Origin of the sequence: Actinomadura formosensis NBRC 14204, assembly GCF_001552155.1 — a bacterium.
Lineage (GTDB): Bacteria > Actinomycetota > Actinomycetes > Streptosporangiales > Streptosporangiaceae > Spirillospora > Spirillospora formosensis.
In genome coordinates this window covers 1-23583 of sequence record NZ_BCQQ01000112.1, presented here as the reverse complement: position 1 = coordinate 23583, position 23583 = coordinate 1, and the positions used below count along the sequence as shown (strand labels likewise).

Genomic DNA, 23583 nt, shown 5'->3' with positions numbered 1-23583 from the left:
GGGGCCCGACGCCAAGGGCGACGCAATGAACACAGCAATGAACTCAATAGCGGTAGTGGTCGGGCTTGTACGGGCCTTCGACGTGGACGCCGATGTAGGCGGCCTGCTCCTTGGTGAGTTCGGTGAGCTTGACGCCGAGGGCGTCGAGGTGGAGGCGGGCGACCTTCTCGTCCAGGTGCTTCGGCAGGACGTAGACGCCGACCGGGTACTCGTCGGTCTTGGTGAACAGCTCGATCTGCGCGATGACCTGGTTCGTGAACGAGTTGGACATCACGAACGACGGGTGGCCGGTGGCGCAGCCGAGGTTCATCAGGCGGCCCTCGGCGAGGACGATGATGGAGTGGCCGTCCGGGAAGCGCCACTCGTGCACCTGCGGCTTGATCTCGATCTTCTCGATGCCGGGGGTCTTGGCGAGGCCGGCCATGTCGATCTCGTTGTCGAAGTGGCCGATGTTGGAGACGATCGCCTGGTGCTTCATCCGGCTCATGTGGCCGGCCGTGATGATGTTGAAGTTGCCGGTGGTCGTCACGAAGATGTCGGCGGTCTCGACGACGTCCTCCAGGACGGAGACCTGGAAGCCGTCCATCGCGGCCTGGAGCGCGCAGATGGGGTCGATCTCGGTGACGATGACGCGGGCGCCCTGGCCGCGCAGCGCGTCCGCGCAGCCCTTGCCGACGTCGCCGTAGCCGCAGACGACGGCGACCTTGCCGCCGATCAGCACGTCCGTCGCGCGGTTCAGGCCGTCGATGACGGAGTGGCGGCAGCCGTACTTGTTGTCGAACTTCGACTTGGTGACCGAGTCGTTGACGTTGATCGCCGGGAACGCGAGCGTGCCGGCCTTCGCCATCTCGTAGAGGCGGTGGACGCCGGTGGTGGTCTCCTCGGTGACGCCCTTGACGGCGGCGGCGGTCTCGGTCCAGCGGCCCGGCTTCTCGGCGATGGTGCGGCGCAGCGTATCGAGGATGATGCCCCATTCCTCGGGGTCGTCCTCGGAGGCGGCCGGCACGGCGCCCGCCTTCTCGTACTCGGCGCCCTTGTGGACGAGGAGGGTGGCGTCGCCGCCGTCGTCCAGGATCATGTTCGGGCCGGTGCCGTCCGGCCAGCGCAGGGCCTGGTCGGTGCACCACCAGTACTCTTCGAGGGTCTCGCCCTTCCAGGCGAACACCGGGACGCCCTTCGGGTCCTGCGGGGTGCCGTCCTTGCCGACGACGACCGCGGCGGCGGCGTGGTCCTGGGTGGAGAAGATGTTGCAGGAGACCCAGCGGACGTCGGCGCCGAGCTCGACCAGCGTCTCGATCAGCACAGCCGTCTGGATCGTCATGTGCAGCGAGCCCATGATCTTCGCGCCGCGCAGCGGCTTGGCGGCGGAGTACTCCTCGCGCACCGCCATCAGGCCAGGCATCTCGTGCTCGGCGAGCCGGATCTCCCGGCGGCCGAAGTCGGCCAGCGACAGATCGGCGACCTTGTAGTCCATGCTTTCGTTGCTCCCTTGGTGTGGTGGCGCGCTGTCCGGATGTGCGGGCCCGGTACGCGAGGACTTGACGGGCCGGTGCGGCGGCGTCAACGCGGCGAGTCTACGGGCGCCCGGCGGGCAGAGGCACGACCGGGGACGACTTTCTGACGCTGATTTGTCAGAATCAAAGCCATGCGCATCACGGAGGCCGCCCGGCGGCTCGGTACCTCGCCCCGCATGCTCCGCTACCGCGAGGCCCTCGGGCTGCTGCCCGTCACCCGGGAGTCGGCCCTGGCCGGGCGCGGGAGCGGCCACCGGCGGTTCGGGGAGGCGGAGCTGCGGGCCGTCGCGCTCGCCCTCGCGCTGGAGAAGCGCTACGACATCGGCCCGGCCGAACTGGCGTTCGGGCTGCGCGTCCTCGCCGAGCCACAGGTGCAGGCGCATGTGCGCGAACTGGGCGAACGCATCGGACGGCTTTCCGCCCCGCCGGCCCGCGCGCTCGATTTCGAGAAGGAGAAGGCGATGCGCCTGCTGCGCCGGCGTTGACCGCGACGATCCCGCCGAACCGGCGAGAAGGCGGTCAGGGGCGGCGGTGCCGCGGCCACCCGCCCTGCCGCGGCTAGTTCGCGGCGTTCTCGCCCGGCACCACCACGCCGGACTCGTAGGCCAGCACCACGGCCTGCGCGCGGTCGCGCAGGCCGAGCTTGGTGAAGACGCGGGCCACGTGCGTCTTGACGGTGTGCTCGCTGACCACGAGCCGCCGGGCGATCTCCCCGTTCGACAGGCCCCCGGCGATCAGCACCAGGACCTCGCTCTCCCGCGCGGTCAGCGTCGCCAGTTCCGCCGGGGGCCGCGGACGGCTGCGGCGCTGCCTGCCGAACTCGCGGATGAGCCGCCCGGTGACCTGCGGCGCGAGCAGCGAGTCGCCGCCCGCCACCACCCGGACAGCGCAGACCAGTTCCTCGGCGGTCGCGTCCTTCAGCAGGAAGCCGCTCGCGCCGGCGGCGAGCGCGTCATAGACGTACTCGTCCACGTCGAACGTGGTGAGGACCAGCACCCGGACGTTCTCGGCACCGGGCAGCGCGAGAATGCGGCGGGTCGCCTCGATGCCGTCCATGCCGGGCATCCGGATGTCCATGACGACGATGTCGGGACGGCTCCGCTCGGCGAGCCGGACCGCCTCGCGGCCGTCGCCGGCCTGGCCGACGACGGTGATGTCGTCCTGCGCGTCCAGCAGCGCGGCGAACCCGGCCCGCACGATCGTCTGGTCGTCGGCGATCAGCACGCTGATCACGGCCGCCGCCCCGCCCGGTCGGGGACGGCAGGATCAGGGGCGGTGCCCCGGCGGCACCTGCGAACCGTGTCCACGGTCGGAATTCCCTTCCCTCGTCAGCGGAAGCTCGGCCTCCACCAGGAAACCGCCCTCGGTGGCCGGCCCGGCGGAGAACCGCCCGCCCAGCATGGTCGCACGTTCCCGCATCCCGACGAGCCCGTGTCCGCCACCGGGTTCCGGCATCTCCAGCCGGGTGCGCCCGTCCACCGCGGTCGGGCCCGCCGGGTCCAGCACCGCGGTACGGGAGTGGGGATCGTCCCGATTCGGTACCTGGGTCCGCGCGGACCCGCCGCCGTCGCGGACCCGGACCGCCAGCCGGTCCGGCAGGAACATCAGATCGACGTGCACGTCCGCGCCGGGCGCGTGCCGCCGCGCGTTCGTCAGCGCCTCCTGGACGATCCGGTACGCCGACAGCTCGACCGTCGTGGACAGCGCCCGCGGGTCGCCGTGCACGGCGAGGTCGACGCTCCCGCCCGCGCCGCGGTGCTGCTCGATCAGGTCGGGCAGCCGATCGAGCCGCGGCTGCGGGGAGTTCGCGGTGTCCGGTCCGGGCGCGGCGTCGGCGCGCAGCACGCTGAGCAGCCGCCGCATCTCCACCAGCGCCTCCCGCGCCGTCTTCGCGATCTCGGTGTAGCCGGCGCGGGCCTCCGGCGACAGGTTCGCCATCGTGTACGGGGCCGTCTCCGCCTGCACGGCGATCATGGAGACGGAGTGCGCGACGACGTCGTGCAGTTCGCGGGCGATGCGGGCCCGTTCCCGCATCACCGCCTGCTCCCGCTGGACGGCGGTGAGCCGGGTGAGGGTCTCGTTGGTGCGTTCGGCGGCGGCGGCCTCGGTCCGCCCGGCCGACTCCACGACGCGCCGCGCGTCCCCGAGGCCGATGGCGGCGAGGACGGCGATGATCGGCACCGGCCACGGGATGCCGTCGAGCGTCCTGGTGGCGAGGTAGACGACCGCGATCGTGGCGACGCTGCCGACCGCGAGGACCCCGGTCGACTGGCGGGGCAGCCGCCGGCCCAGCGCGTACAGCGTGCACAGGGCGGCGAAGCTCGTGGTGACCAGCGGGGTCTGCCTGGTGAGCAGGCTCGCCGCGACCGCGCTGAGCACGACGGCCGCGACCGGCCGCAGGCTCTCCCGGCGCCAGACCAGCGGGAGCGTCGCCGCGACCGCGAACCCGCCCGCGCGGCTGATCGGCGAGTCCTCCCGCGGCGCCAGCTCGGCCAGCGCGGCGATCGTGAGCGCGAGCCCGGTCAGCGGGGCGAAGTACCAGGAGCCGGAGATCTCCCGCCAGGTGTTGATCCACCGGGGCAGCGGCGCCGTCGCGCCACCGGGGCCCGGGACGGGGGCCTGTCCCCCGCCGCCGTTCAGCCGGGCGCCGAGCCGCGCCGCCAGGGGACGCAGCAGGGCGCCGATCCCGGTGAGGATCCACAGGAGCAGCTGGCCGACGCCCGCCACGATCCGGCCGGACAGCCGCCACGCGTGGTGCGCGACGGCTGGGCCGAACCCCGCGGGGTCGGGTCCGGTCCGGGCCTTGTCATCGGAGGTCACCTCTCCATACTGACCTTTACGGCCTGCCGTGGCCTCACCTCGCGGATGTATTGGGAGGAGCCGGATCCACCTGGAGTACGACGCGGGTTCCCTCCTTGAGGGGGACGTGCGGGAGAGCCTCGCGAACGTAATGTCGTACCTGTGACCGCGACGGCAGCCATCGCCGACGTAGGGGGTTCGGCGGGGCGGCCGCGGTCACACCAGAACCGCCCGGTTTCAGGGGTCCGGGCGGGGAGGCATGGGAAGCACCTCGCCGGACGGCCGCGGTACGCCTCCACGGAGGCACTCGCCGGTCTCGCCTGGGCTGGGGTTCGGCCGGCACGGACGGCGGCCGTCCGGCGGGGGGTCCCATGTTCCCGGGGGTCGGTTCCCCCGGGGCCCGTTGTGGGCGGTCAGGACGACGCCGGCGTCTCCGGAGCCGGCTCCGCGCCCGTGAGGCCCTGGCGGGACGCCTCGTCCAGCGCCGGCTCCAGGTAGATCAGCTTCGCCTCGGGGACCTGCGCCCGGATCCTCGCCTCGGCCGCGTCGATGCCGCGCGCCACCTCGGCGGCCGTGTCGTCGTGGTAGACGGCGATCTTCGCGGCGATCAGCAGCTCGTCCGGGCCGAGGTACTCGGTCCTGATGTGGATCAGGCGGGCGACCTCGTCCACCGACTCCAGCGCCTCGATGATCCGCCGCTCGGTGCCCGGGTCGACGCCCTCGCCGATCAGCAGGCTCTTCGTCTCGATCGACAGGATCGTGGCGACCACGCCGAGCAGCACGCCGATCGCCACGGTGCCGATGCCGTCCCAGATGCCGTCGCCCGTGGCCACCGCCATCGAGACGCCGAACAGCGCCAGGATCAGGCCGACCAGCGCGGCGAGGTCCTCCAGCAGGACGACCGGCAGTTCGGGCGCCTTGGCCCGCCGGATGAACGCCCACCAGGACTGCTCGCCCCGGATCTCGTTCGACTCCTTGATCGCGGTGCGGAACGAGAACGCCTCCAGCCCGATCGCGACGATCAGCACCGCGAACGCCCAGATCGGGGACTTGACGTCCTCCGGGTGGGAGATCTTGTGGTAGCCCTCGTACAGCGAGAACGCCGACCCCACGGTGAACAGCACCACCGCGACGACGAACGCGTAGAAGTAGCGTTCGCGGCCGTAGCCGAACGGGTGCTCCGGCGTCCGGTTCCGCTCGGACCGTTTGCGGCCGATCAGCAGCAGCCCCTGGTTGCCGGAGTCGGCCACCGAGTGGATCGACTCCGCCAGCATCGACGACGAACCGGTGAACGCGAACGCGACGGCCTTGGACGCCGCGATCCCGAGGTTGGCGGCCAACGCGGCGACGATGGCCTTTGTTCCACCCTCAGCACTCATCTACGCAATCCTCGCTTTGAGCTCTTCGATGGCAGGCACGGGCGTCGGATCCACGCCCAGCGCGATAGCCAAGTAAACCGTGACATAGTCCGCCAAGGCGATCAGCGTCGCGATTCTCTCCAGCGGATGCTCACCCTCCGCCTGGATCTCGGTGACCGCCACGCCCCGCCCGCGGGCCATCCCGGCGGACGCCTCGCACCGCCTGCGCACCCGCGGGTGCTCCTCCACATCGCGCATGAGGACCAGGTGCAGCCCGTGCTCGGGTTCGTCGGCGCGGTCGCGGAAGAAGTCCTCCGGGTCGGAGGGGGAGCCATCGCGCGTGAAGGCACCGTCGAACGCCATCACCTGGTTGTGGTCCGCCTCCGGCAGCTCACCGAAGACGGCCGGGTACTTGGCGTTCTCGTTGAGCTGGCAGGACAGCCGGTACGCCGCCGCCGACGCCACGGCCGACGAGCCCCACACCAGCGGCACGTCGCCGGCGAGGTCGAGCGCGATCCGCTTGGCGGGATTGACGAACGGCTCACTGGACGGACGGCACCGATGCGCGACGTCCTCCAGCAGCGTGGCCGCCGACTCCAGCACGGCGTCCGGGACGTCCGCCAGGCGCAGTGCACGCGCGGCGAGGACCAGGGGGATCGTGAGGCCCCACAGCATCGAACGCGGCTGCCCCGACGGCCGGGCGGGGACGAACACCCCGCGGCTTCTGGCGGCCAGGTCGGCGAGCGGAGACCCCGCCGCGCCGACGAACATCAGCCTGCATCCGCGCCGGGCCGCCTCCACGGCGACCTCAAGGGTCTCCTCCGTCGTCCCCGAGCCCGACACCGCGATGACGAGATCGGCCGCGCCCACCCAGCCGGGCAGCCGGTACCCGCGCACCGTGACGACGGGAACCGCACAGCCCGCGCCGCACACCGCCGCGAGCACGTCACCCGCGACACCGGAGGCCCCCATGCCGGCGACCACGACCGCACGCGGCCGGCCGTCCGCCGCCAGCCCGGCCACGCCCGCCTCGGCCGCCGCCCGCCGCGCCTCCCGCACCTGCGCCGCCGACGAGGCCACCTGCCGCAGCATCCCGCCCGGATCCGCCGCCTCGGCCGCCTCCGCGTCCTCCAGCCGTGCGGGGTCGAGCCCCTGGCTCACGAGGCGGGCGTCCTGGCCTCGTCGACGAGCAGGACGGGGATGTCGTCGCGGACGGGGTAGGCGTAGCCGCACGAGCCGGCGCACACCAGCTCGTCGGCGTCCCCGTCGGGGCGGAGGTCACCCCCGCAGTTGGGGCAGGCCAGGATCTCCAGCAGCCAGGAGTCCAGGTTCATCGTCATGGCAGCGTCACTTCTCCCCTACAGTCGCTTTTCCCGGACCGGTCACTTCTCCCTGACCAGGGCCAGGACCTCGGCACGGATCGCCGCCATGGTCGCCTCGTCGCCCGCCTCCGCGTTGAGGCGCAGCAGCGGTTCGGTGTTGGAGGGCCGGAGGTTGAACCACCATCCGGCGGACTCGTCGCCCACGGTCAGCCCGTCCAGCTCGTCGATCCGCACCCCGGGCCGCCCGGCGAAGGCGTCCTTGACCTTCGCGGCGGCCGCGTCCTGGTCGGCGACCTCGCTGTTGATCTCGCCGGAGGCGGCGTAGCGGGTGAACTCGCCGAGCAGCTCCGACAGCGGCCCGTCCTGCTCCCCGAGCGCGGCGAGGACGTGCAGGGCCGCCAGCATCCCCGAGTCGGCGAACCAGAAGTCGCGGAAGTAGAAGTGCGCCGAGTGCTCGCCGCCGAACACCGCGCCCGTCTCCGCCATCGTCTGCTTGATGAACGAGTGCCCGACGCGGGTGCGGACCGGCGTCCCGCCGTGCTCGGAGACGATCTCCGGGACGGCCTTGGACGTGATCAGGTTGTGCACGATCGAGGAGCCGGGGTGCTTGGCCAGCTCCCGCGTCGCGACCAGCGCGGTGATCGCGGACGGGGAGACGATCTCGCCGCGCTCGTCCACCACGAAGCACCGGTCGGCGTCGCCGTCGAACGCGAGCCCGATGTCGGCGCCCGTCTCGCGGACCTTGGCCTGCAGGTCGCGCAGGTTCTCCGGCTCGATCGGGTTGGCCTCGTGGTTGGGGAAGGTGCCGTCCAGCTCGAAGTACAGCGGCACCAGGTCGATCGGCAGCCCCGCGAACACCGACGGGACCGTGTGGCCGCCCATGCCGTTGCCCGCGTCCACGACCACCTTGAGCGGCCGGATCGACGACAGGTCGACGAGCGTCTTCAGGTGCTCGGCGTAGCCCTTCAGGACGTCGCGCCGCGACACCTTCCCCGGCTCGCCGTCGTAGGCCGGGACGCCCTTCTCGACCATTTCCCGGATCTCGGTGAGGCCGGTGTCGCGGCCGACCGGGCGGGCCCCGGCGCGGCACAGCTTCAGCCCGTTGTACTTGGCCGGGTTGTGGCTCGCGGTGAACATCGCGCCCGGCATGTCGAGGCTGCCGCTGGCGTAGTAGAGCATGTCGGTGGACCCGAGCCCTGCCTCGATCACGTCCGCCCCCTGGGACGTGGCGCCGCGCGCGAACGCCTCGGCCAGCGGGACCGACGACTCCCGCATGTCGTGCGCGGTGACGACCGCGCTCGCGCCGGTCACCCGGACGAACGCCGCGCCGACCGCCTCGGCCATCCCGGGGTCGAGCTCATCCGGGACGACACCGCGGATGTCGTACGCTTTGAAGATCTTGCCGAGGTCGCCCACTCACGCTCCCTGTCCGAAGAACCCGTGCCCGAAAGACTGCGTGCCCAAAGAAATGGCGGGTTCACGAGCCTACCGGGAAGGAGAGACGCGACCGGCCCCGGTGTAACGGCTGGAAGTCATTCCTGGCCGGGCTGGGTAGCGGCGGGCTCAGAGCGCAGGATGCGCAGATGCCCGCGGCGCCCGACCTCGGTGCCCTGCCCCACCGGTTCGTGGCCGGTCCCGGGGGCGGGTCTGGCGGCCTCCCGGACGGCGTCGGCGAGGGCCTCCAGGTCGTCCGCGCTGGGCTCGGTCTCCTCCTCGACGGGGAGTCGCACCAGTTCCCACCCCATCGGGGCGGTGAGCCGCTCGGAATGCTCCGCGCAGAGGTCGTAGCAGTGCGGCTCGGCGTACGTGGCGAGCGGCCCCAGGACCGCGGTGGAGTCGCGGTAGACGTACGTGAGCGTGAACACTGCGGGCGCCTTACAGGCGGTTCGGGAGCAAGTGCGGACGGGGCTCACGATGGCTGACCGTACCTCCCTCCACCCGGCTCCGCCACCACCCCGGCGCACGTGTCGCCGGTTACCGGGCGATTTCCGGGTAACAACTACAATCCGTATGACCCTGAATTCTCACCGTACGGTATATGGCGGACCGGTCATCCGGTATCTCCCCGCCGGTCACCGGCATCAACGGAGGTAGGCTGGACGGGTGCGATCCCGTGTGGCAGGCGTACGGCGCCGCGACCGGCACGGTCGTGGCCTCCGTGGTCCTCTGACACCCCCGCAGGCGCCGGTCTCACGGACCCGCGCGGAACGGTTCGACGACCTCGTCGACGACGAGGTGCGGCGGCTGGTCCGGCGCTGGGGCCGCGAACTGGCCCGGGTGGCGTTCGCGGTCGAGGAGGTGCCGGACGTCGAACCGTGGTTCGACGGGCCCGTGCCGCTCAGCGGAACGCTCTCCGGCGACGGTGGCCGGCCGGTGCGCATCGTCGTGTTCCGCCGTCCCGTCGAGGCCCGCGCCTCCGGCGAGGCGGAACTCGCCCGCATGGTCCGCGACCTGCTGGTGGAGGAGGTCGCCGATCTCCTCGGTCTCTCCCCCGAATCCGTCGACCCCAGCTACGACTCGCCCGACGACTAGGGCGTCAGGGCGGTCTGGGAGTCGGCGGTGCCCGGGAGGTGGAGGGTCGCCGGGGCGGGGACGATGGGCAGGACGGTGAACAGGTAGCCGTCGCCCTTGCCCTTGGAGAGGGTGCGGGACGCGTAGACGGGCGCTGAGCCGGGCTTCGGGAGGATCACGGCGCCGTAGGCCGTGTCGTCCTTCGCGTCCTTGCCGGGCGCGGTCAGCTTGGTCTCGACGGTGCGTCCGGCCGGGATCTCGATGTCGCGCGCGGGGCTCCTCCCCGCCGCGTTCACGGTGATGACCTGCACGGTCGCCGCGCCCGACGGTGCGGTGAGGACGAGCGAGGAGTCGAACCGGTTGTCGGCGACGACACCGGGCTCAGCGGCGGTGAGCGGCGGCGTGGCCGCCCCGTAGGCGATGTCGGCGCCCCGGGTGGCGGCGAAGCCGGCCAGGATCGGCCGGTCGGAGACCAGCCGGACGGCGGCGGCCTTCCCCGAGAGCGCCCCGTCGAGGGGCACGGACGTGACGGTCTTGGCGGGGGCGTCCAGGATGTCCTGTCCCTGCGGGGCGAACGCGCCGCCCGACGTGATCACCTGGACCGTGATGCGGGCGTCGGCCTCGCCGGGGACGCCGACCAGGAGGCGGCGTTCGCCGGAACCGGCCGGCACGCCGGGAACGAGCACGGACGTCGCGGGCCCGGGCGACCGCGGCAGCCACTCGATGCCCTCCCTCTCCCCGGCCCGGGCGCGCAGCGACGCGGCGACGCGCCCGCTGGTGGTGCGCACGCGGACGGCGAGGTCGGCGGCGGTCTTCACGATGTCGCCGAGGCCCTCCGCCGACCGGCCGATCTTCACGATCTTGGTGGTGTAGGGCTCGACGGGCGTGCCGCGTCCGTCGACGGTGTCGAGCGGGCCCTCGCCGGACAGGGCGGTGAGGTCAACGGACGCCGGCTGCGCGTCGACGTTGGTCAGGTAGAGGTCGAGTTCGTCGGCGGCGACGGGACCCGGGCTCAGGAACCACAGGTCGGTGCCGGGTGCGGCGCAGCGGGCCCCGGCAAGGCCGCGGCCGGCGCCGCGGCCCCAGTGCGTGGTCTGCTCGGCCTCCAGTCCGGCGGCGAGAGCGCCGGTGGCGCGGATGGTGTAGGAGTCCCTGCCGGATTCGGTGTCCTTGTCCCAGGACTGTCCGGGCGTGGTGATGGAGGCGAGCGGAGACCCGCCCTTGGTCGGCGTCACGTCCACGCGTCCGCCGCCTTTCTGGGACGGGGACTGGACCGCCAGCCGGCCCTCCTCGTGCCCTGGACAGACCACCAAGGCATGGGTGACCGGAGCCTGACGGCCTTTTTCGGACGCCTCACCGGGACGGGAGAACGTCGCCGCCCCGTACAGCGCGGCGACGGCGACGAGTATGAGGGCGGCGGTGGCATAGCGCATGCCGAGGAGGCGCAGGACCTTGTCCATGGGTCAGGACACCTCCTCCGGGCTCGGCTCCTTGACGGGCTCTGGGGGCGCTTCGCGCGGAACGCGGGCACGGCGAGGGCGGGCTGAATGAGCACGGGCTGAATGAGCACGGGCAGGGTGAGCGCGGCGCCGTCCGCGTCGGCGTCCACGACGGCGTCGCTCCCTGTCGCCGGTGAACATGAGGGTGTCGGGCTGGGCGCCGGGCAAGGCCAGAACGACCACGAGCAAGACGGCGATGCCCTGGATGACGAGCCACGTGTGCCGCATCATCATCGACCGCGTCAGCTTGAACTCTCCTCCGGCCGGAGGGATGTCGTAGCCCTGCGCCCAGCCGTCCACCGTGTGCGATCCGAGGTTGCGGCCGTTCAAGGTGGCCTTCCAGCCACCGCCGGCGGGTTCGGCCAAGAGGAGGGTGCGCTTGCCCTGCCCCGGTGGGATCCGCACGTTGGCGTCGATACGCCCCGCCCGCAGTGGCGTGACCGTGGAGCCTTGCAGAAGCATCATCCGGGCGGACGTCGCCTGGAGCCGCCACACGGCGAACGTCCCCGTACGGCTGAGGCGGGTCAGCTCCGGTGACGCGTCCAGAACCTTGGTGAGCGGGTCCTTCCTGGGGTGCGGCACCAGGAGGTATTGGACGCCCATACGGGTCAGTGCAGGCCCGTCATCACCTTCGCGTCCTGCGGCCAGGCCGGCGACGAGGTCGTCCATGCGTTCGCGGGCCCGGCCGCCCACCGTGACCTCTGATTCGCCCAGCATCGGACGCGCGTCCCTGAGAACCGTGTAGGAGATGCGCCCGGTCGGCTCTCTGTGCAGGACGAGCGTCCTCGGCCCGTCCGGCCCCCGGAGGAACATGGGCACGGTGTCGGGGTTGATCCCGCCCAGTGGCCCGCCCGCACCGCCGACGACCCAGAACGCGGCGGCCAGGACGGGCGCGGTCAGTGCGGCGAGCACCACGGCCGTCCCTCCCGCCCGGTAGGTCAGGTGCCTGCCGGCCAGGACCTCGGTGCCGCGCTGGACGGCGGCGGTCGCGGCGAGCAGCACCCCCGCGCCCGCGAAGATCAGCGCCGTGCCGGGCCAGACCGGCGCCTCGTCCGCGCCCTTGGCGACGGTCGCGGCGCTGGTCAGCACGGCGACGAGCAGCCCGAAGACGGCCAGCAGCCAGCCGGCCAGCACCATCGCGCGGCGGCTGCGCAGCGGCAGCGCCAGCACCGCGACCGCCAGCAGGCCGGCGAGCGCCCACCGCGCGGGCGTGCCGGGCCCGCCCGGGTCGAGCGCCAGCAGGTCGGCCGCGGCGGCGGGCTCGAACCGCCGGTGCAGGCCCGCCTCGGTGAGGAGCCGGGAAGGGTGCAGCAGGAGGCCGATGGTCCACGGCAGCATCAGCAGCGGCGGGACGCCGAGCGCGATGCCGAGGTTGCGGCGGCCCTGCCGTCCCGGCCGGTCGAGCAGCGCCCACACCATCCCGGCCGCCAGCACGGCGATCGGCCAGACGAGCGGGACGAACGCCATCGCGACGGCGAGCAGCAGCGCGACCGTCCACGCGGCGCGTCCCGCGCGTTTGCGCCGCGCCGGTGCGTCGAAGCGGGCGGCGTCCGAGCGCGGCAGCCCGTAGACGCGGGCGGCGTGCACGGCGATCGGCGGGAGCAGGACGAGGACGACGGCGGTGCCGAGACGGCCGCCCGCGACGGCGCCGGTCGCGGCGGGCAGCAGCGCGTACCCGGCGGCGAACCACGCGCGGACGACGCGGACGGGGACCCGGCGGCCGGCCGTGCGGGCGCGGCGGCCCGTCAGCGACGGCTCCACGATCAGCAGCCGGGACGCGCGGTAGGCGGTGAGGCCGGCGAGCGGCACACTGCCCAGCAGCAGGAGCGACACCACCAGCCACGGCTTGCCGAACAGCAGCGTGGACAGCACGGCGAGCACGCCGACGTAGGGCGGGCTCCCCGCGTCGGTGCCGAGCCCGACCGGATGCCAGCCGGACAGGTACTGCTCCCACAGGTCGCTCGCGCCGCCCCACGCGGGCACGAGCGCACCGCCGCCCAGCCGTCCGGCATCGGTGATCAGGGAGCGTTCGGCGGCGACCGCGACGGCGGCCAGCGCGAGGACGAGCAGGACGCCGGGGCGCGCGAGGAACCGGCGGAGCGCACCCGGCTCCTCCGCCATGAGGTCGTCCTCCTGCACCTCGCGGACCCGCTCGTGCGCGGCGAAGTACTCCGAGACCGCCTCGACCGCCCGGCGCAGCACCACCCGGCGCGGCTGGAAACGCCGGACGCTGCGGTACACGCGCGTCCGGCCGTCCGCGCGGACGGCCCGTGCCCGGCGCAGCCGGCCGGGGGCGCACAGCACATCGGCGAGGGCGCGCAGTTCCTCGCGCGCCTCGCCCGGCCGCTTGGTGATCAACAGGTAGAAGGCGTGGACGAGGGACGCCCACACGTTGCGGACGACGGCCCGTGGCAGCGCGGGAAGCGGCTGGTTGGCGAGCAGTGTGAGCAGGGCGTTGCGGCGGTCCCGGCGGGCCGGATGCTCCGCCGTCATGCCGATCTCGCGGAGCCCCCGCCGGGACGCCTCCGCGTGGTACACGACCGCGTCGCCGGCCAGGACGACCCGCTGCCCGGCCGCGTGGACCCGCCAGCAGAAGTCCAGGTCGTCGCGGAAGACGCCGTATTCGACGTCGAAGCCGCCGAGCCGCTCCCACACCTCCCGGCGGACCAGCATCCCGGCGCTGCCGACGGCCAGCACGTCCCGGACGCCGTCATGCTGGCCCTGGTCGAACTCGTCCCGGTCCAGGCCCCGCTCGCGGCGCCCGGCGGCGTCCACGGTGACGCCCACCTCGCGCAGGACGCGGCGGTCGTCCCAGTCGCGGACCTTCGGGCCGAGCACCGCCACGTTCGGGTCGGTGGCGGCCGTCCGCAGCAGGTGGGCGAGCGCGTCGGGGGCGGGCACGGAGTCGTCGTGCAGCAGCCAGATCCACTCGGTGCGCGGGTTTCCGGGATCATCGTCCGGGACGGGCGCGGACGCGGCGTCCTGCCGGAGCGCCTCCGCGATCGCCTCCCCGTACCCGGTGGTGCGCGGCAGCGTGAGGACCTTGTCCGCGCCGAGGACCTCGGCGAGCACGGCGGGCCCGCGGTCACGGCTTCCGGTGTCCACGGTCACGAGGCGCTGCACGGGGCGCGTCTGCGTCAGCAGCGCCTTCAGCGTCTCCGGCAGCCACCGCGCACCGTCATGGGTGACGAGGACCGCCGTGACGACGTGACGATCGAGAGTGGGGGTCAAGGAGCGCTCGATCTGTGCGACGACAGGGCCGGTGCTGAAAAGAACAGCAGCCGTGCCGGCCCGGAGGCCGGCACGGCTGATTACTGTACGCGTGGCCGCGTGCGACACGCTCCGGATCCGCGAAGATCCGGGACACGCGGGTCGGCCGGAACGGTCCCGGCCCGCTAAACGGCCTGGCGCTTCAACTTGCGCCGTTCCCGCTCGGAGAGTCCACCCCAGATACCGAAACGCTCATCGTGCTGCAACGCGTATTCCAGGCACTCCGTACGCACCTCGCATGCCCGGCACACCTTCTTGGCCTCGCGAGTGGAACCGCCCTTCTCCGGAAAGAACGCCTCCGGGTCCGTCTGCGCGCACAAGGCGCGCTCCTGCCAACCCAACTCTTCGCCATCTGTGCCGTGCGCCAGCGGGATGACCACCTCGCTCACAGCGCACCTCCCTGCCCGTGAAACCCCCTGGTCAATGCCATCCCTCCGGTTACTTCCCCCGAGAAGGCATTGAAACTACATCCACGAAATTACACGCGTGCGGCGACTGTCCCGTCAAGCCGGATGGCTTTCCTGGGCGCCAAAGTGGGATATACCGGGATGTGCTCGATGACCCCCGGGTGAAGACCGGTTAATCGGCTGGTCATCGCCGGGCTTCGGGTCCGACCGCTCCGGTCACTGCGGCGGCGGCGGACGGTTGTCCCGGTACCAGTCGCCGCCGTCCTGCTGGTCGCCGCCGCCCTGCGGCGGCGCGGGCTGGGTGCCCTGCGGCCCCTGCTCCTGACCGGAGCCGCCGTAGGCGCGCGTCCACTCGCCCATGTCCTCCTGGTCGGCGGACGGCTGCTGGGCCTGCTGCTGCGCCTGCTGCTGGCCGGACTGGTAGCCGCCCTGGGCGCCGTACTGCTGGTGGTCCTGCTGCTGGTGGTCCTGCTGCTGCCCGTACTGCTGGTAGCCCTGCTGCCCGTACTGCTGCTGGTCGTACTGCTGCTGGTCGTAGCCCTGCTGCTGCGCGGCCTGCTGCCCCTCGGCGCCGGGCTGCCGGCCGTACTGCTGGTACTGCTGGTACTGCTGCTGGCCGTAGCCCTGCTGCCCGTACTGCTGCTGGCCCGGCTGCTGCCCCTGCTGGTACCCGAAGTCGGGGTAGCCCTGCTGCATCTGCGGCTGAGGCTGCGGACGCGGCGGCTGCATCCCCTGGAACACGGTGAAGACGAACCACCCGCCGACACCGACCACGGCGAGCTTCCCGGCCCCCACCAGGAACGCGGCGAGCTTCGTCAGCGCCGTCACGTACGTGGAGTCGGCGAGCATCCCGCTGAGCCACACGATGACCCCGAACAGGGCGATCCCGCCGAGGACGCCGAGCGCCCCCATGGTGATCGTCCTGGCCTGCGGCGTCGGGGTCTCGCCCGAGGTCACCAGGAACACCGCGAGGGCGAGGACGCCGACGAGCGTGATCTGCAGGAACGTCCCGTCCCGCGCCTCTCCCAGCGCGCGGGCCGTGAACGGCCCTTCACCGCCCAGAAGGTGGATGAGTCCCGCGAGCAAGTGCAGTCCCGCCGCGGCGAGCAGTACCCAGGCGGCCGGTTCGCGCAGGCGCTGGACGGCTTCCTTGTTCACGGTGATATCTCCAGACCGGGACCGAGGCATTCCGATTACGCGCCAAAGCTTTGCATAATTTCGTCCGGAGGGGCGACCTCTTGGGTCCCTGGCTCAACGCAGGCGATCCACCCGCCGCCGTGGCGGTCTCCGCGCCCGTTACGGTTGGCCCGGCGCCGCCGCGCCCACCTGCGCAAACGGGCATACGCCCGCCACTTGCCGGCGCTCGCTCCACCCCCCTGCCCGTGGGCGGGGGCTGAGGCTTGGTCCGAGAGGGGCGGGAGATGACCGTCCTGGAAGGTGGAGGTAGGGGGCGCCGTAGGGTTGGGTTATGAAGATCGTGTGTCTGGCGGGCGGGATCGGCGGGGCCCGGTTCCTGCGAGGGCTGCGGACGGCGGCTCCGGAGGCGGAGATCACCGTCATCGGGAACACCGGGGACGATATTTCGCTGTTCGGGCTACGGGTGTGCCCCGACCTGGACACCGTCATGTACACGCTCGGCGGCGGCATCAACGAGGAGCAGGGCTGGGGGCGGGCCGCGGAGACGTTCACCGTCAAGGAGGAGTTGGCCGCCTACGGGGTGGGGCCCGAGTGGTTCGGGCTCGGTGACCGGGACTTCGCGACCCACATCGTCCGGACGCAGATGCTCGAGGCGGGTTACCCGCTGTCGGCGGTCACCGAGGCGCTGTGCGACCGGTGGAAGCCGGGGGTCCGGCTGATCCCGATGACCGATGACCAGGTCGAGACGCATGTCGTGATCGAGGACGACAGGGGGCGGCGGGCGATCCACTTCCAGGAGTGGTGGGTGCGGTTGCGCGCGTCCGTCCCGGCGCTGTCGATCACGGCGGTCGGCGCGGAGAAGTCGAAGCCGGCGCCGGGGGTGCTCGCGGCGATCGAGGCGGCCGACGTGGTGCTCTTCCCGCCGTCCAACCCCGTGGTGAGCATCGGGACGATCCTGGCGGTTCCCGGGATCCGGGACGCGGTGGCGGCCAAGACCGTGGTCGGCGTCTCCCCGATCATCGGCGGGGCGCCCGTCCGGGGGATGGCCGACGCCTGCCTGAAGGCGATCGGGGTGGAGACGTCGGCGCGGGCGGTCGCGGAGAGCTACGGGCTCGGGCTGCTGGACGGCTGGCTCGTCGACGAGGCCGACGCGGACGTCCGGGTCGAGGGCATCGAGGTGCGGTCCCGGCCGCTGCTGATGAGCGACGCGGTGGCGACCGCCGACATCGCGCGTGCGGCGCTCGGCCTGGCGGCCGAGGTGCAGCGGGCGGAGGACGCGGGGTGAACCTTCAGGTCTTCGGGGTCGCGGGAGTGCCGGAGGTCGCCGAGGGCGACGACATCGCGGCGCTGCTCCCGGAGGGGACGGTCCGGGACGGGGACGTCCTCGTCGTCACGTCCAAGATCGTCAGCAAGGCGGAGGGGCGGGTCCTGGTCGCCGCCGACCGGGAGAAGGCCATCGACGCCGAGACCGTGCGCGTGGTGGCGCGGCGGGCGCACGCGCGCGGCGAGACGCGGATCGTGGAGACGCGGCAGGGGCTGGTGCTCGCCGCGGCCGGTGTGGACGCGTCCAACACGAGGCCGGGCACGGTGCTGCTGCTGCCGGAGGACCCGGACGCGTCGGCGCGGCGCATCCGGGCCGGGGTGCGGGCGCGGACCGGGGCCGAGGTCGGTGTGATCATCTCCGACACGCTCGGGCGGCCCTGGCGCAACGGGCTGACCGACGCGGCCATCGGGGTCGCGGGGCTGGCGCCGCTCAGCGACCTGCGGGGACGCGACGACGGCTACGGCAACCGGCTGGAGGCGACCGTCACGGCCGTGGCGGACGAGATCGCCGCGGCGGGCGAACTGGTGAAGGGGAAGCTCGGCGGGGTGCCGATCGCCGTCGTGCGCGGCCTGTCCGGGCTGGTCACGCCGGAGGACGGGCCGGGGGCGCGGGCGCTGGTCCGGCCGCCGCGGGAGGACATGTTCCGGTTCGGGTCGGCGGACGTGCTGCGCGCGCGGCGCACGATCCGCGAGTTCACCGCCGAGCCGGTGGACCCGGCGGCGGTGCGGCGGGCCGTCGGCGCCGCGATCACCGCGCCGGCGCCGCACCACACGACGCCGTGGCGGTTCGTCCTGCTGGAGTCGGCGGAGTCCCGGACGCGGCTGCTGGACGCGATGCGCGACGCCTGGGCGGCCGACCTGCGCCGGGACGGCTTCTCCGCGGAGTCGGTCACCCGGCGGCTGCGGCGCGGCGAGGTGCTGCGGCGAGCCCCCTACCTCGTCGTCCCGTGCCTGGTCATGGACGGTTCGCACGACTATCCGGACGAGCGGCGGTCCCGCGCGGAGCGGGAGATGTTCGTCGTCGCGGCGGGCGCGGGCGTGGAGAACCTGCTGGTCGCGCTGGCGGTGGAGGGACTCGGCTCGTGCTGGGTGTCGAGCACGATGTTCTGCCGCGATGTCGTGCGCGGCGTGCTCGATCTGCCGGACGGCTGGGACCCGATGGGCGCCGTCGGTGTCGGCCACCCGGCCGCGCCCCCGCGGGAGCGTCCGCCGCGCAGTCCCGAGGCGTTCATCGAGGTCAGGTGAGTGCGGCGGGCGAGTTGCGGGACCCCGGCGCGGCGCGGATTATGACGATTGGCATAGAGTGCCCGCATGGACGCCACGAGCTCCGCTCTTCGCCGGGCCCTGGCCCGCGCGCGTGACGGCAAGACACTGGACCGGTCCGAGGCCGCGACGCTGCTGCGGGCCCGCGGGGCACAGCTCGACGATCTGCTCGCCCACGCGGCCCGTACCCGGGACGCCGGGCTGGAGGCCGTCGGCCGGCCCGGCGTCATCACCTACAGCCGCAAGGTCTTCATCCCGTTGACCCGCCTGTGCCGGGACCGCTGCGGGTACTGCACGTTCGCGACCGTCCCCCACAGACTGGACTCGCCGTATCTCGGCCCGGACGAGGTGCTGGAGATCGCGCGGCGGGGCGCCGAGATGGGCTGCAAGGAGGCCCTGTTCACGCTCGGCGACCGCCCCGAGGACCGGTGGAGGCAGGCCCGCGAGTGGCTGGACGCGCACGGCTACGACGACACGCTCTCGTACGTGCGCGCGATGGCGATCCGGGTGCTGGAGGAGACCGGCCTGCTGCCCCACCTGAACCCGGGTGTGCTGACCTGGCGCGACTTCCAGCGGCTCAAGCCGGTCGCCCCGTCCATGGGGATGATGCTGGAGACGACGGCGACGCGGCTGTTCAGCGAGCGCGGCGGCCCGCACTTCGGGTCGCCGGACAAGGACCCGGTCGTCCGGCTCAGGGTCCTGGAGGACGCGGGACGGACGAACGTGCCGTTCACGACCGGCATCCTCATCGGCATCGGCGAGACGCTCGAGGAGCGCGCGGACGCGATCTTCGAGATCCGGCGGACGATGCGCGAGTACGGGGCGATCCAGGAGGTGATCGTCCAGAACTTCCGCGCGAAGCCGGACACGAAGATGCGCGCCGTCCCGGACGCCGAGCTGGACGAGCTGGCCGCGACGATCGCGGTGACGCGGCTCGTGCTCGGGCCGAAGGCGCGGGTCCAGGCGCCGCCGAACCTGGTCGCCGACCAGTTCGCGCTGATGCTGCGCGCCGGGATCGACGACTGGGGCGGGGTCTCGCCGCTGACGCCGGACCACGTGAACCCGGAGCGGCCGTGGCCGCAGCTCGACGAGCTGGCCGCCAGGACGGCCGAGTCGGGGTTCGCGCTGCGGGAGCGGCTGACGATCTATCCCGAGTACGTGCGGCGGGGCGAGCCGTGGCTCGACCCGCGGCTCGCCGGGCACGTCGCGGCGCTGGCCGATCCGGTGACCGGGCTGGCGCGGGAGGACGCCGTGCTCGCGGGGCGTCCCTGGCAGGAGCCCGACGGCGGTTTCGAGGCGTCCGGGCGAACCGACCTGCACACCGAGATCGACACGACCGGGCGGACCAGTGACCGGCGGGACGATTTCGACGAGGTCTATGGGGACTGGGACGCGCTCAGGGAACGCATGTCCGCTCCCCAGCGGTTCGATGCGGACGTCAAGGCCGCTCTCGCGCGCGCGGAGCAGAACCCCGCGGGACTGTCGGACGATGAGGCGCTGGCCCTTCTGCACGCCGACGGACCGGAACTGGACGCGCTCGCCTCACTGGCCGACGACCTGCGGCGCGATGCCGTCGGGGACGACGTCACGTACGTGGTGACGCGGAACATCAACTTCACGAACGTCTGCTACACGGGCTGCCGGTTCTGCGCGTTCGCGCAGCGCCGGACCGACGCCGACGCCTACACGCTGTCGTTGAGCCAGGTCGGGGACCGGGTGGACGAGGCGTGGGCGGCCGGCGCGACCGAGATCTGCATGCAAGGCGGAATCCACCCGGATCTGCCGGGCACCGCCTACTTCGACCTCGCGCGCGAGGTGAAGCGGCGCGCGCCCGGCATCCACCTGCACTCCTACAGCCCGATGGAGGTCGTGAACGGCGCGTCCAGGGCCGACCTGGCGATCCGGGAGTGGTTGCAGGCGGCGAAGGAGGCCGGGGTCGACTCGCTGCCGGGGACGGCCGCCGAGATCCTGGACGACGACGTCCGGTGGGTGCTGACCAAGGGGAAGCTGCCCACCGACCAGTGGATCGAGGTCGTCACCACGGCGCATGAGCTGGGCATCCCGACGACGTCCACGATGATGTACGGGCATGTGGACACCCCGGCGCACTGGGTCGCGCATATCAAGCTGCTGCGGTCCATCCAAGAGCGGACGGGTGGGTTCAGTGAGTTCGTCTTGCTGCCGTTCGTCCACCACAACTCGCCCATCTACCTCGCCGGGCTGGCGCGTCCGGGGCCGACCGTCAGGGAGAACATCGCCGTCCACGCCTTGGCGCGCATCCTGCTGCACGGTGCGATCCCCAATATCCAGACGTCCTGGGTAAAGCTGGGAGACGAATTGTGTACGCGCGTCCTGCGAGGGGGCGTGAACGACCTGGGCGGCACGCTGATGGAGGAGACCATCAGCCGCATGGCCGGGTCCGAGAACGGCTCGTTCAAGCCCATCAGCGAACTGGAGGCGATCGCGGCACGCGCGGGCCGTCCCGCCAGGCAGCGGACCACCCTCTACGGCGAGGTTCCGGCAGAACGCCTGGAGGCGTCCCGCCGCACGGACGGCATAGGCACTTTCGGACGGCTCCGGGCGCTCCCGATCTCAACGACGTGATCAGGGTGCCCAGAACGCTGCCGTCAGGCGTCGTGTCCGGGACCCCGCAGCAGGGCCACGACCTCCGCCTTCCGGTAGCGGCGGTGGCCGCCCAGAGTGCGAACCCAGGTCAGCTTCCCGGCCTGCGCCCAGCGGGTCACGGTCTTCGGGTCGACGCGGAACATTGCCGCCACCTCGGCGGGGGTCAGCAGTTCCTCGGCGTTGACACGCTGCTTCGACATGGGGGGTTGTCTCCTCTTCAGTAGGTATCGCGTCGTCTGTGCCGGTTCCCTTGGGTGCGTCGAGGCGGACCGGTGGCGTGTCGGCCGCCCCGCCCCCGGCCCCCCGCCAGGAGCGCGACGGACGCAAGGCCCGTCGCCACCCCAAGGGAGAACGCCAGGACCATCGGGACGTTCACCGGGCGGCGTCGCACCGCGCAGGCGCCCGGCCCGTCTCACCAAGCTCTTCTCCCGCGTGCGCCCCGCCGTCCGGCATGGCATCCGGTGCGAAGGCCGTCCTTCTCGCCACCTCGACCCAGACGGTCCGGTCCCCGGTGTCCGGGTCGGCGAGGTGGCCCCAGCGGTCCGCGAGGGCCTCCACGATCATCAGGCCGCGTCCTCGGATGTCATCGGCGTTCGGGCGCCGGGGCGCCGGAATCGTTGTGCCGCCCCCGACATCCGTGACCTCGATCCGCAGGCCGTCCGGCCCGCAGACCGCGACCAGGCGCACCCGGCCGCCCGGGCGGCCGGCCGCACCGGAGTGCTGGCAGGCGTTGGTGACGAGTTCCGAGATCATCACCTCGACGTCGCCGAGGTCGAGTCCCCGGACGTCGCCGAGCCATCCACGCACGCAGCGGCGGGCACGGCCCACCGCCGCCTCCTCGGCGGGCCAGGACACGTCCATGATCATTTCGTTGTTGCCGGGACCTGATACGGTCCCCAGAAGTACGGGCATGCTCGTCCGTTCCGGGGCCGCGCCAGCCGCCCGTCCCTGACCACGTCAGGGTCACCGTCCGCCTGGGCAGAGGCGGACGGAGGGCATTCAGTCTGGCGTCGGCCCCCTCTCTTCGCTGGTGCTTGTGGACAGGTACTCACCGATCACCGCGCGGCACGCACACCAACCCGAAGCTTGAAAGCGCCCGCCTGACGCCGGACCGCCATGGCAACCCGGCCCCATACGGAGCGCCGATGTTCGATCACCATCAGTGAGCAATGCGCGGCAGTGCTACTATCGCCGCCGTAACCCCTTGAGGCAAGTAGTTACAACAAAGATCTTGACCGAAGTGGGTTGTGAAGCCCCTCCACACAACTGGTCTTGGTGAGACTGAAATGGCGCCACCCAAACAACCCGCCTACATACCGTCCGTGCGAGCACGACGCCTGGCGCGCTGGCTCCGCGACTTCCGCCACAAGGTCGGCCTCAGCCAGGAAGCAGTCGCCGCCCAACTCGGCTGGTCGCAACAGAAGGTCGGGCACCTCGAAACCGGCCGTAACAAGGCATCGCCCCACGACGTCGCCCTACTGCTCGACATCTACGGCGTCGTCACACCGGAACGCGAAGCGGTCATCGACCTCGCGGAGAAGGCCGACCAGCGTGGATGGTGGACCGGATACGCCGACGTCTTCAGCAGTCCGTATGTGGCTCTGGAAGACGAAGCCGCGTTCATTGGGGACTGGGCTCCCCAGATCGTGCCTGGCCTACTCCAGACCCCCGACTACACCCGCGCCATCATGCGAGCGGGAAACCTGGAGCAGACCAGTGCGAAGGAAATCGAACGGCGACTCCAAGCTCGCATGGCCAGGCAGGCGATCCTCACCCGCTCCAAGGACGCCCCGCATCTCCACGTCATCCTCGACGAGTCGGCCATCCGCAAGACGATCGGCGGGCCGAAGATCATGCGAGAACAACTCCGGCGGCTCGTCAGCGACGCCGACCGCCCGAACGTCACGATCCAGGTGCTCCCGGCATCGGTCGGCGAACACCCCGGCCTCGATGGCGCCTTCATCATTCTGAAATTCGCAACGGAAGAGGACCCAGATGTCGCCTCTACCGAGGGGCTGCACGGGGTCGTCTACCTCGAAGATCAACGTCTGGTGACACGTTGTAATGTCGCATTTGAGCGCCTTCGCGAGTTGGCGCTCGACCCGCAGGAGTCAGTGGCGCTCATCGGGGCCACTGCCGAACAGTAAAGGTCCAGTCCACATGCGCAGTCCGGTCGATCTGTCCGGCGCCGCCTGGCGCAAGAGCAGCCACAGCACCGGCGACGCCAACACCTGTATCGAGGTCGCCACCAACATCCCCGCTGTCGTAGCCGTCCGCGACAGCGTCGACCCCACCGGCCCAGCACTAGTCTTCAGCCCAACCACCTGGAAAACGTTCACCGACAAGCTCAAGAACGGCGAACTCCATCCCAACGACTGACCCCTCGCGTTCGAACGAACGAGGCCCCCGCCGTCGTGGCGGGGGCCTTCGCGTGCGAACGCGCGGCTACCGATGTGCGGGCCAGTGCTCCGGCCTACAGGCCGGGGGTGAAGGCCCGCGCGGGAGGGCCGCCGGGCCCGAGCGTGTTCTGACCGAACCGGCTCAGCGCATGAAGA

The 23583-nt window shown here is 72.1% G+C and carries 21 protein-coding genes; 7 read left to right on the top strand and 14 right to left on the bottom strand.

Translation table 11 applies throughout. The annotated features are described in order from the left end of the window. Positions 1-43: 43 nt before the first annotated feature. Entirely contained in the window at positions 44-1474 is a 1431-nt protein-coding gene (ahcY, locus tag AF1_RS24835; protein WP_067804040.1) for an adenosylhomocysteinase, read from the bottom strand. Between the two features lie 171 nt (positions 1475-1645). On the opposite strand from ahcY, the gene AF1_RS24830 reads away from it, so the two are divergent. Next, the gene (locus AF1_RS24830; protein WP_067804038.1) at positions 1646-1999 is read left to right on the top strand and encodes a MerR family transcriptional regulator; all 354 of its coding nucleotides are present in this window, start codon (positions 1646-1648) and stop codon (positions 1997-1999) included. 73 nt (positions 2000-2072) lie between these two features. Here the strand turns inward: AF1_RS24830 and AF1_RS24825 are convergent, their stop codons facing one another. The 7 genes from AF1_RS24825 to AF1_RS24795 form a co-directional block, all read right to left on the bottom strand. Then, complete coding sequence (locus tag AF1_RS24825) at positions 2073-2747, bottom strand: response regulator (RefSeq protein ID WP_067804036.1); 675 nt, start codon at positions 2745-2747, stop codon at positions 2073-2075. Between the two features lie 33 nt (positions 2748-2780). Next, positions 2781-4334, bottom strand: coding sequence for a sensor histidine kinase (locus tag AF1_RS24820; RefSeq protein ID WP_067804033.1), 1554 nt, complete (start codon positions 4332-4334; stop codon positions 2781-2783). Positions 4335-4726: 392 nt separating this feature from the next. Then, positions 4727-5692 (bottom strand): cation diffusion facilitator family transporter, encoded by a 966-nt coding sequence (locus tag AF1_RS24815; protein ID WP_067804030.1) that lies wholly within the window; start codon positions 5690-5692, stop codon positions 4727-4729. Next, complete coding sequence (locus AF1_RS24810; protein ID WP_067804027.1) at positions 5693-6832, bottom strand: bifunctional phosphoglucose/phosphomannose isomerase; 1140 nt, start codon at positions 6830-6832, stop codon at positions 5693-5695. It lies immediately after the preceding gene. Next, on the bottom strand, positions 6829-7011 hold the full coding sequence (locus AF1_RS24805; protein WP_067804024.1) for a Trm112 family protein: 183 nt from the start codon (positions 7009-7011) through the stop codon (positions 6829-6831). Before AF1_RS24805 ends, AF1_RS24810 begins: the two co-directional genes overlap by 4 nt. Before the next feature lie 42 nt (positions 7012-7053). Further along, complete coding sequence (locus AF1_RS24800) at positions 7054-8409, bottom strand: phosphomannomutase/phosphoglucomutase (RefSeq protein WP_067804021.1); 1356 nt, start codon at positions 8407-8409, stop codon at positions 7054-7056. A 116-nt stretch (positions 8410-8525) separates the two neighbouring features. Then, complete coding sequence (locus AF1_RS24795) at positions 8526-8906, bottom strand: DUF3499 domain-containing protein (protein ID WP_067804017.1); 381 nt, start codon at positions 8904-8906, stop codon at positions 8526-8528. A gap of 190 nt (positions 8907-9096) precedes the next feature. Between AF1_RS24795 and AF1_RS24790 the strand changes: the two genes are divergently transcribed. Next, positions 9097-9525 carry a metallopeptidase family protein gene (locus tag AF1_RS24790; RefSeq protein ID WP_242608614.1) on the top strand — a complete coding sequence of 143 codons (429 nt, stop codon included), beginning with the start codon at positions 9097-9099 and terminating at the stop codon, positions 9523-9525. Here the strand turns inward: AF1_RS24790 and AF1_RS24785 are convergent. From AF1_RS24785 to AF1_RS24770, 4 genes are all read right to left on the bottom strand, one after another. Next, complete coding sequence (locus tag AF1_RS24785) at positions 9522-10964, bottom strand: DUF5719 family protein (RefSeq protein ID WP_067804011.1); 1443 nt, start codon at positions 10962-10964, stop codon at positions 9522-9524. The two genes, AF1_RS24790 and AF1_RS24785, sit on opposite strands and share 4 nt — an antisense overlap. Positions 10965-10967: 3 nt before the next feature. Beyond that, positions 10968-14234, bottom strand: coding sequence for a glycosyltransferase family 2 protein (locus tag AF1_RS24780; protein WP_067804008.1), 3267 nt, complete (start codon positions 14232-14234; stop codon positions 10968-10970). Positions 14235-14398: 164 nt separating this feature from the next. Continuing rightward, positions 14399-14662, bottom strand: a complete 264-nt coding sequence (locus AF1_RS24775) for a WhiB family transcriptional regulator (RefSeq protein WP_021594342.1) — start codon at positions 14660-14662, stop codon at positions 14399-14401. 234 nt (positions 14663-14896) lie between these two features. Further along, complete coding sequence (locus AF1_RS24770; protein ID WP_067804005.1) at positions 14897-15838, bottom strand: hypothetical protein; 942 nt, start codon at positions 15836-15838, stop codon at positions 14897-14899. Positions 15839-16148: 310 nt separating this feature from the next. Between AF1_RS24770 and cofD the strand changes: the two genes are divergently transcribed. The 3 genes from cofD (at position 16149) to AF1_RS24755 (ending at position 21007) form a co-directional block, all read left to right on the top strand. Beyond that, positions 16149-17102 (top strand): 2-phospho-L-lactate transferase, encoded by a 954-nt coding sequence (gene cofD / locus AF1_RS24765; RefSeq protein ID WP_067804002.1) that lies wholly within the window; start codon positions 16149-16151, stop codon positions 17100-17102. Beyond that, on the top strand, positions 17099-18385 hold the full coding sequence (locus AF1_RS24760) for a coenzyme F420-0:L-glutamate ligase (protein WP_067803999.1): 1287 nt from the start codon (positions 17099-17101) through the stop codon (positions 18383-18385). The genes cofD and AF1_RS24760 overlap by 4 nt, the downstream gene beginning before the upstream one ends. 66 nt (positions 18386-18451) lie before the next feature. Continuing rightward, a complete protein-coding gene (locus AF1_RS24755; protein ID WP_067803996.1) occupies positions 18452-21007 on the top strand; it encodes a bifunctional FO biosynthesis protein CofGH in 2556 nt (851 codons plus the stop codon). Positions 21008-21030: 23 nt separating this feature from the next. Here AF1_RS24755 and AF1_RS24750 read toward each other — a convergent pair whose 3' ends face one another. Both AF1_RS24750 and AF1_RS24745 read right to left on the bottom strand, forming a co-directional pair. Continuing rightward, positions 21031-21228 (bottom strand): BldC family transcriptional regulator, encoded by a 198-nt coding sequence (locus AF1_RS24750; RefSeq protein ID WP_067803993.1) that lies wholly within the window; start codon positions 21226-21228, stop codon positions 21031-21033. Positions 21229-21400: 172 nt separating this feature from the next. Then, positions 21401-21889, bottom strand: coding sequence for an ATP-binding protein (locus tag AF1_RS24745; protein ID WP_169804056.1), 489 nt, complete (start codon positions 21887-21889; stop codon positions 21401-21403). Positions 21890-22350: 461 nt separating this feature from the next. On the opposite strand from AF1_RS24745, the gene AF1_RS24740 reads away from it, so the two are divergent. Both AF1_RS24740 and AF1_RS24735 read left to right on the top strand, forming a co-directional pair. Beyond that, on the top strand, positions 22351-23175 hold the full coding sequence (locus tag AF1_RS24740) for a helix-turn-helix domain-containing protein (protein WP_242608615.1): 825 nt from the start codon (positions 22351-22353) through the stop codon (positions 23173-23175). Positions 23176-23188: 13 nt separating this feature from the next. Next, positions 23189-23407 (top strand): DUF397 domain-containing protein, encoded by a 219-nt coding sequence (locus AF1_RS24735; protein WP_067803984.1) that lies wholly within the window; start codon positions 23189-23191, stop codon positions 23405-23407. Positions 23408-23583: the final 176 nt, after the last annotated feature.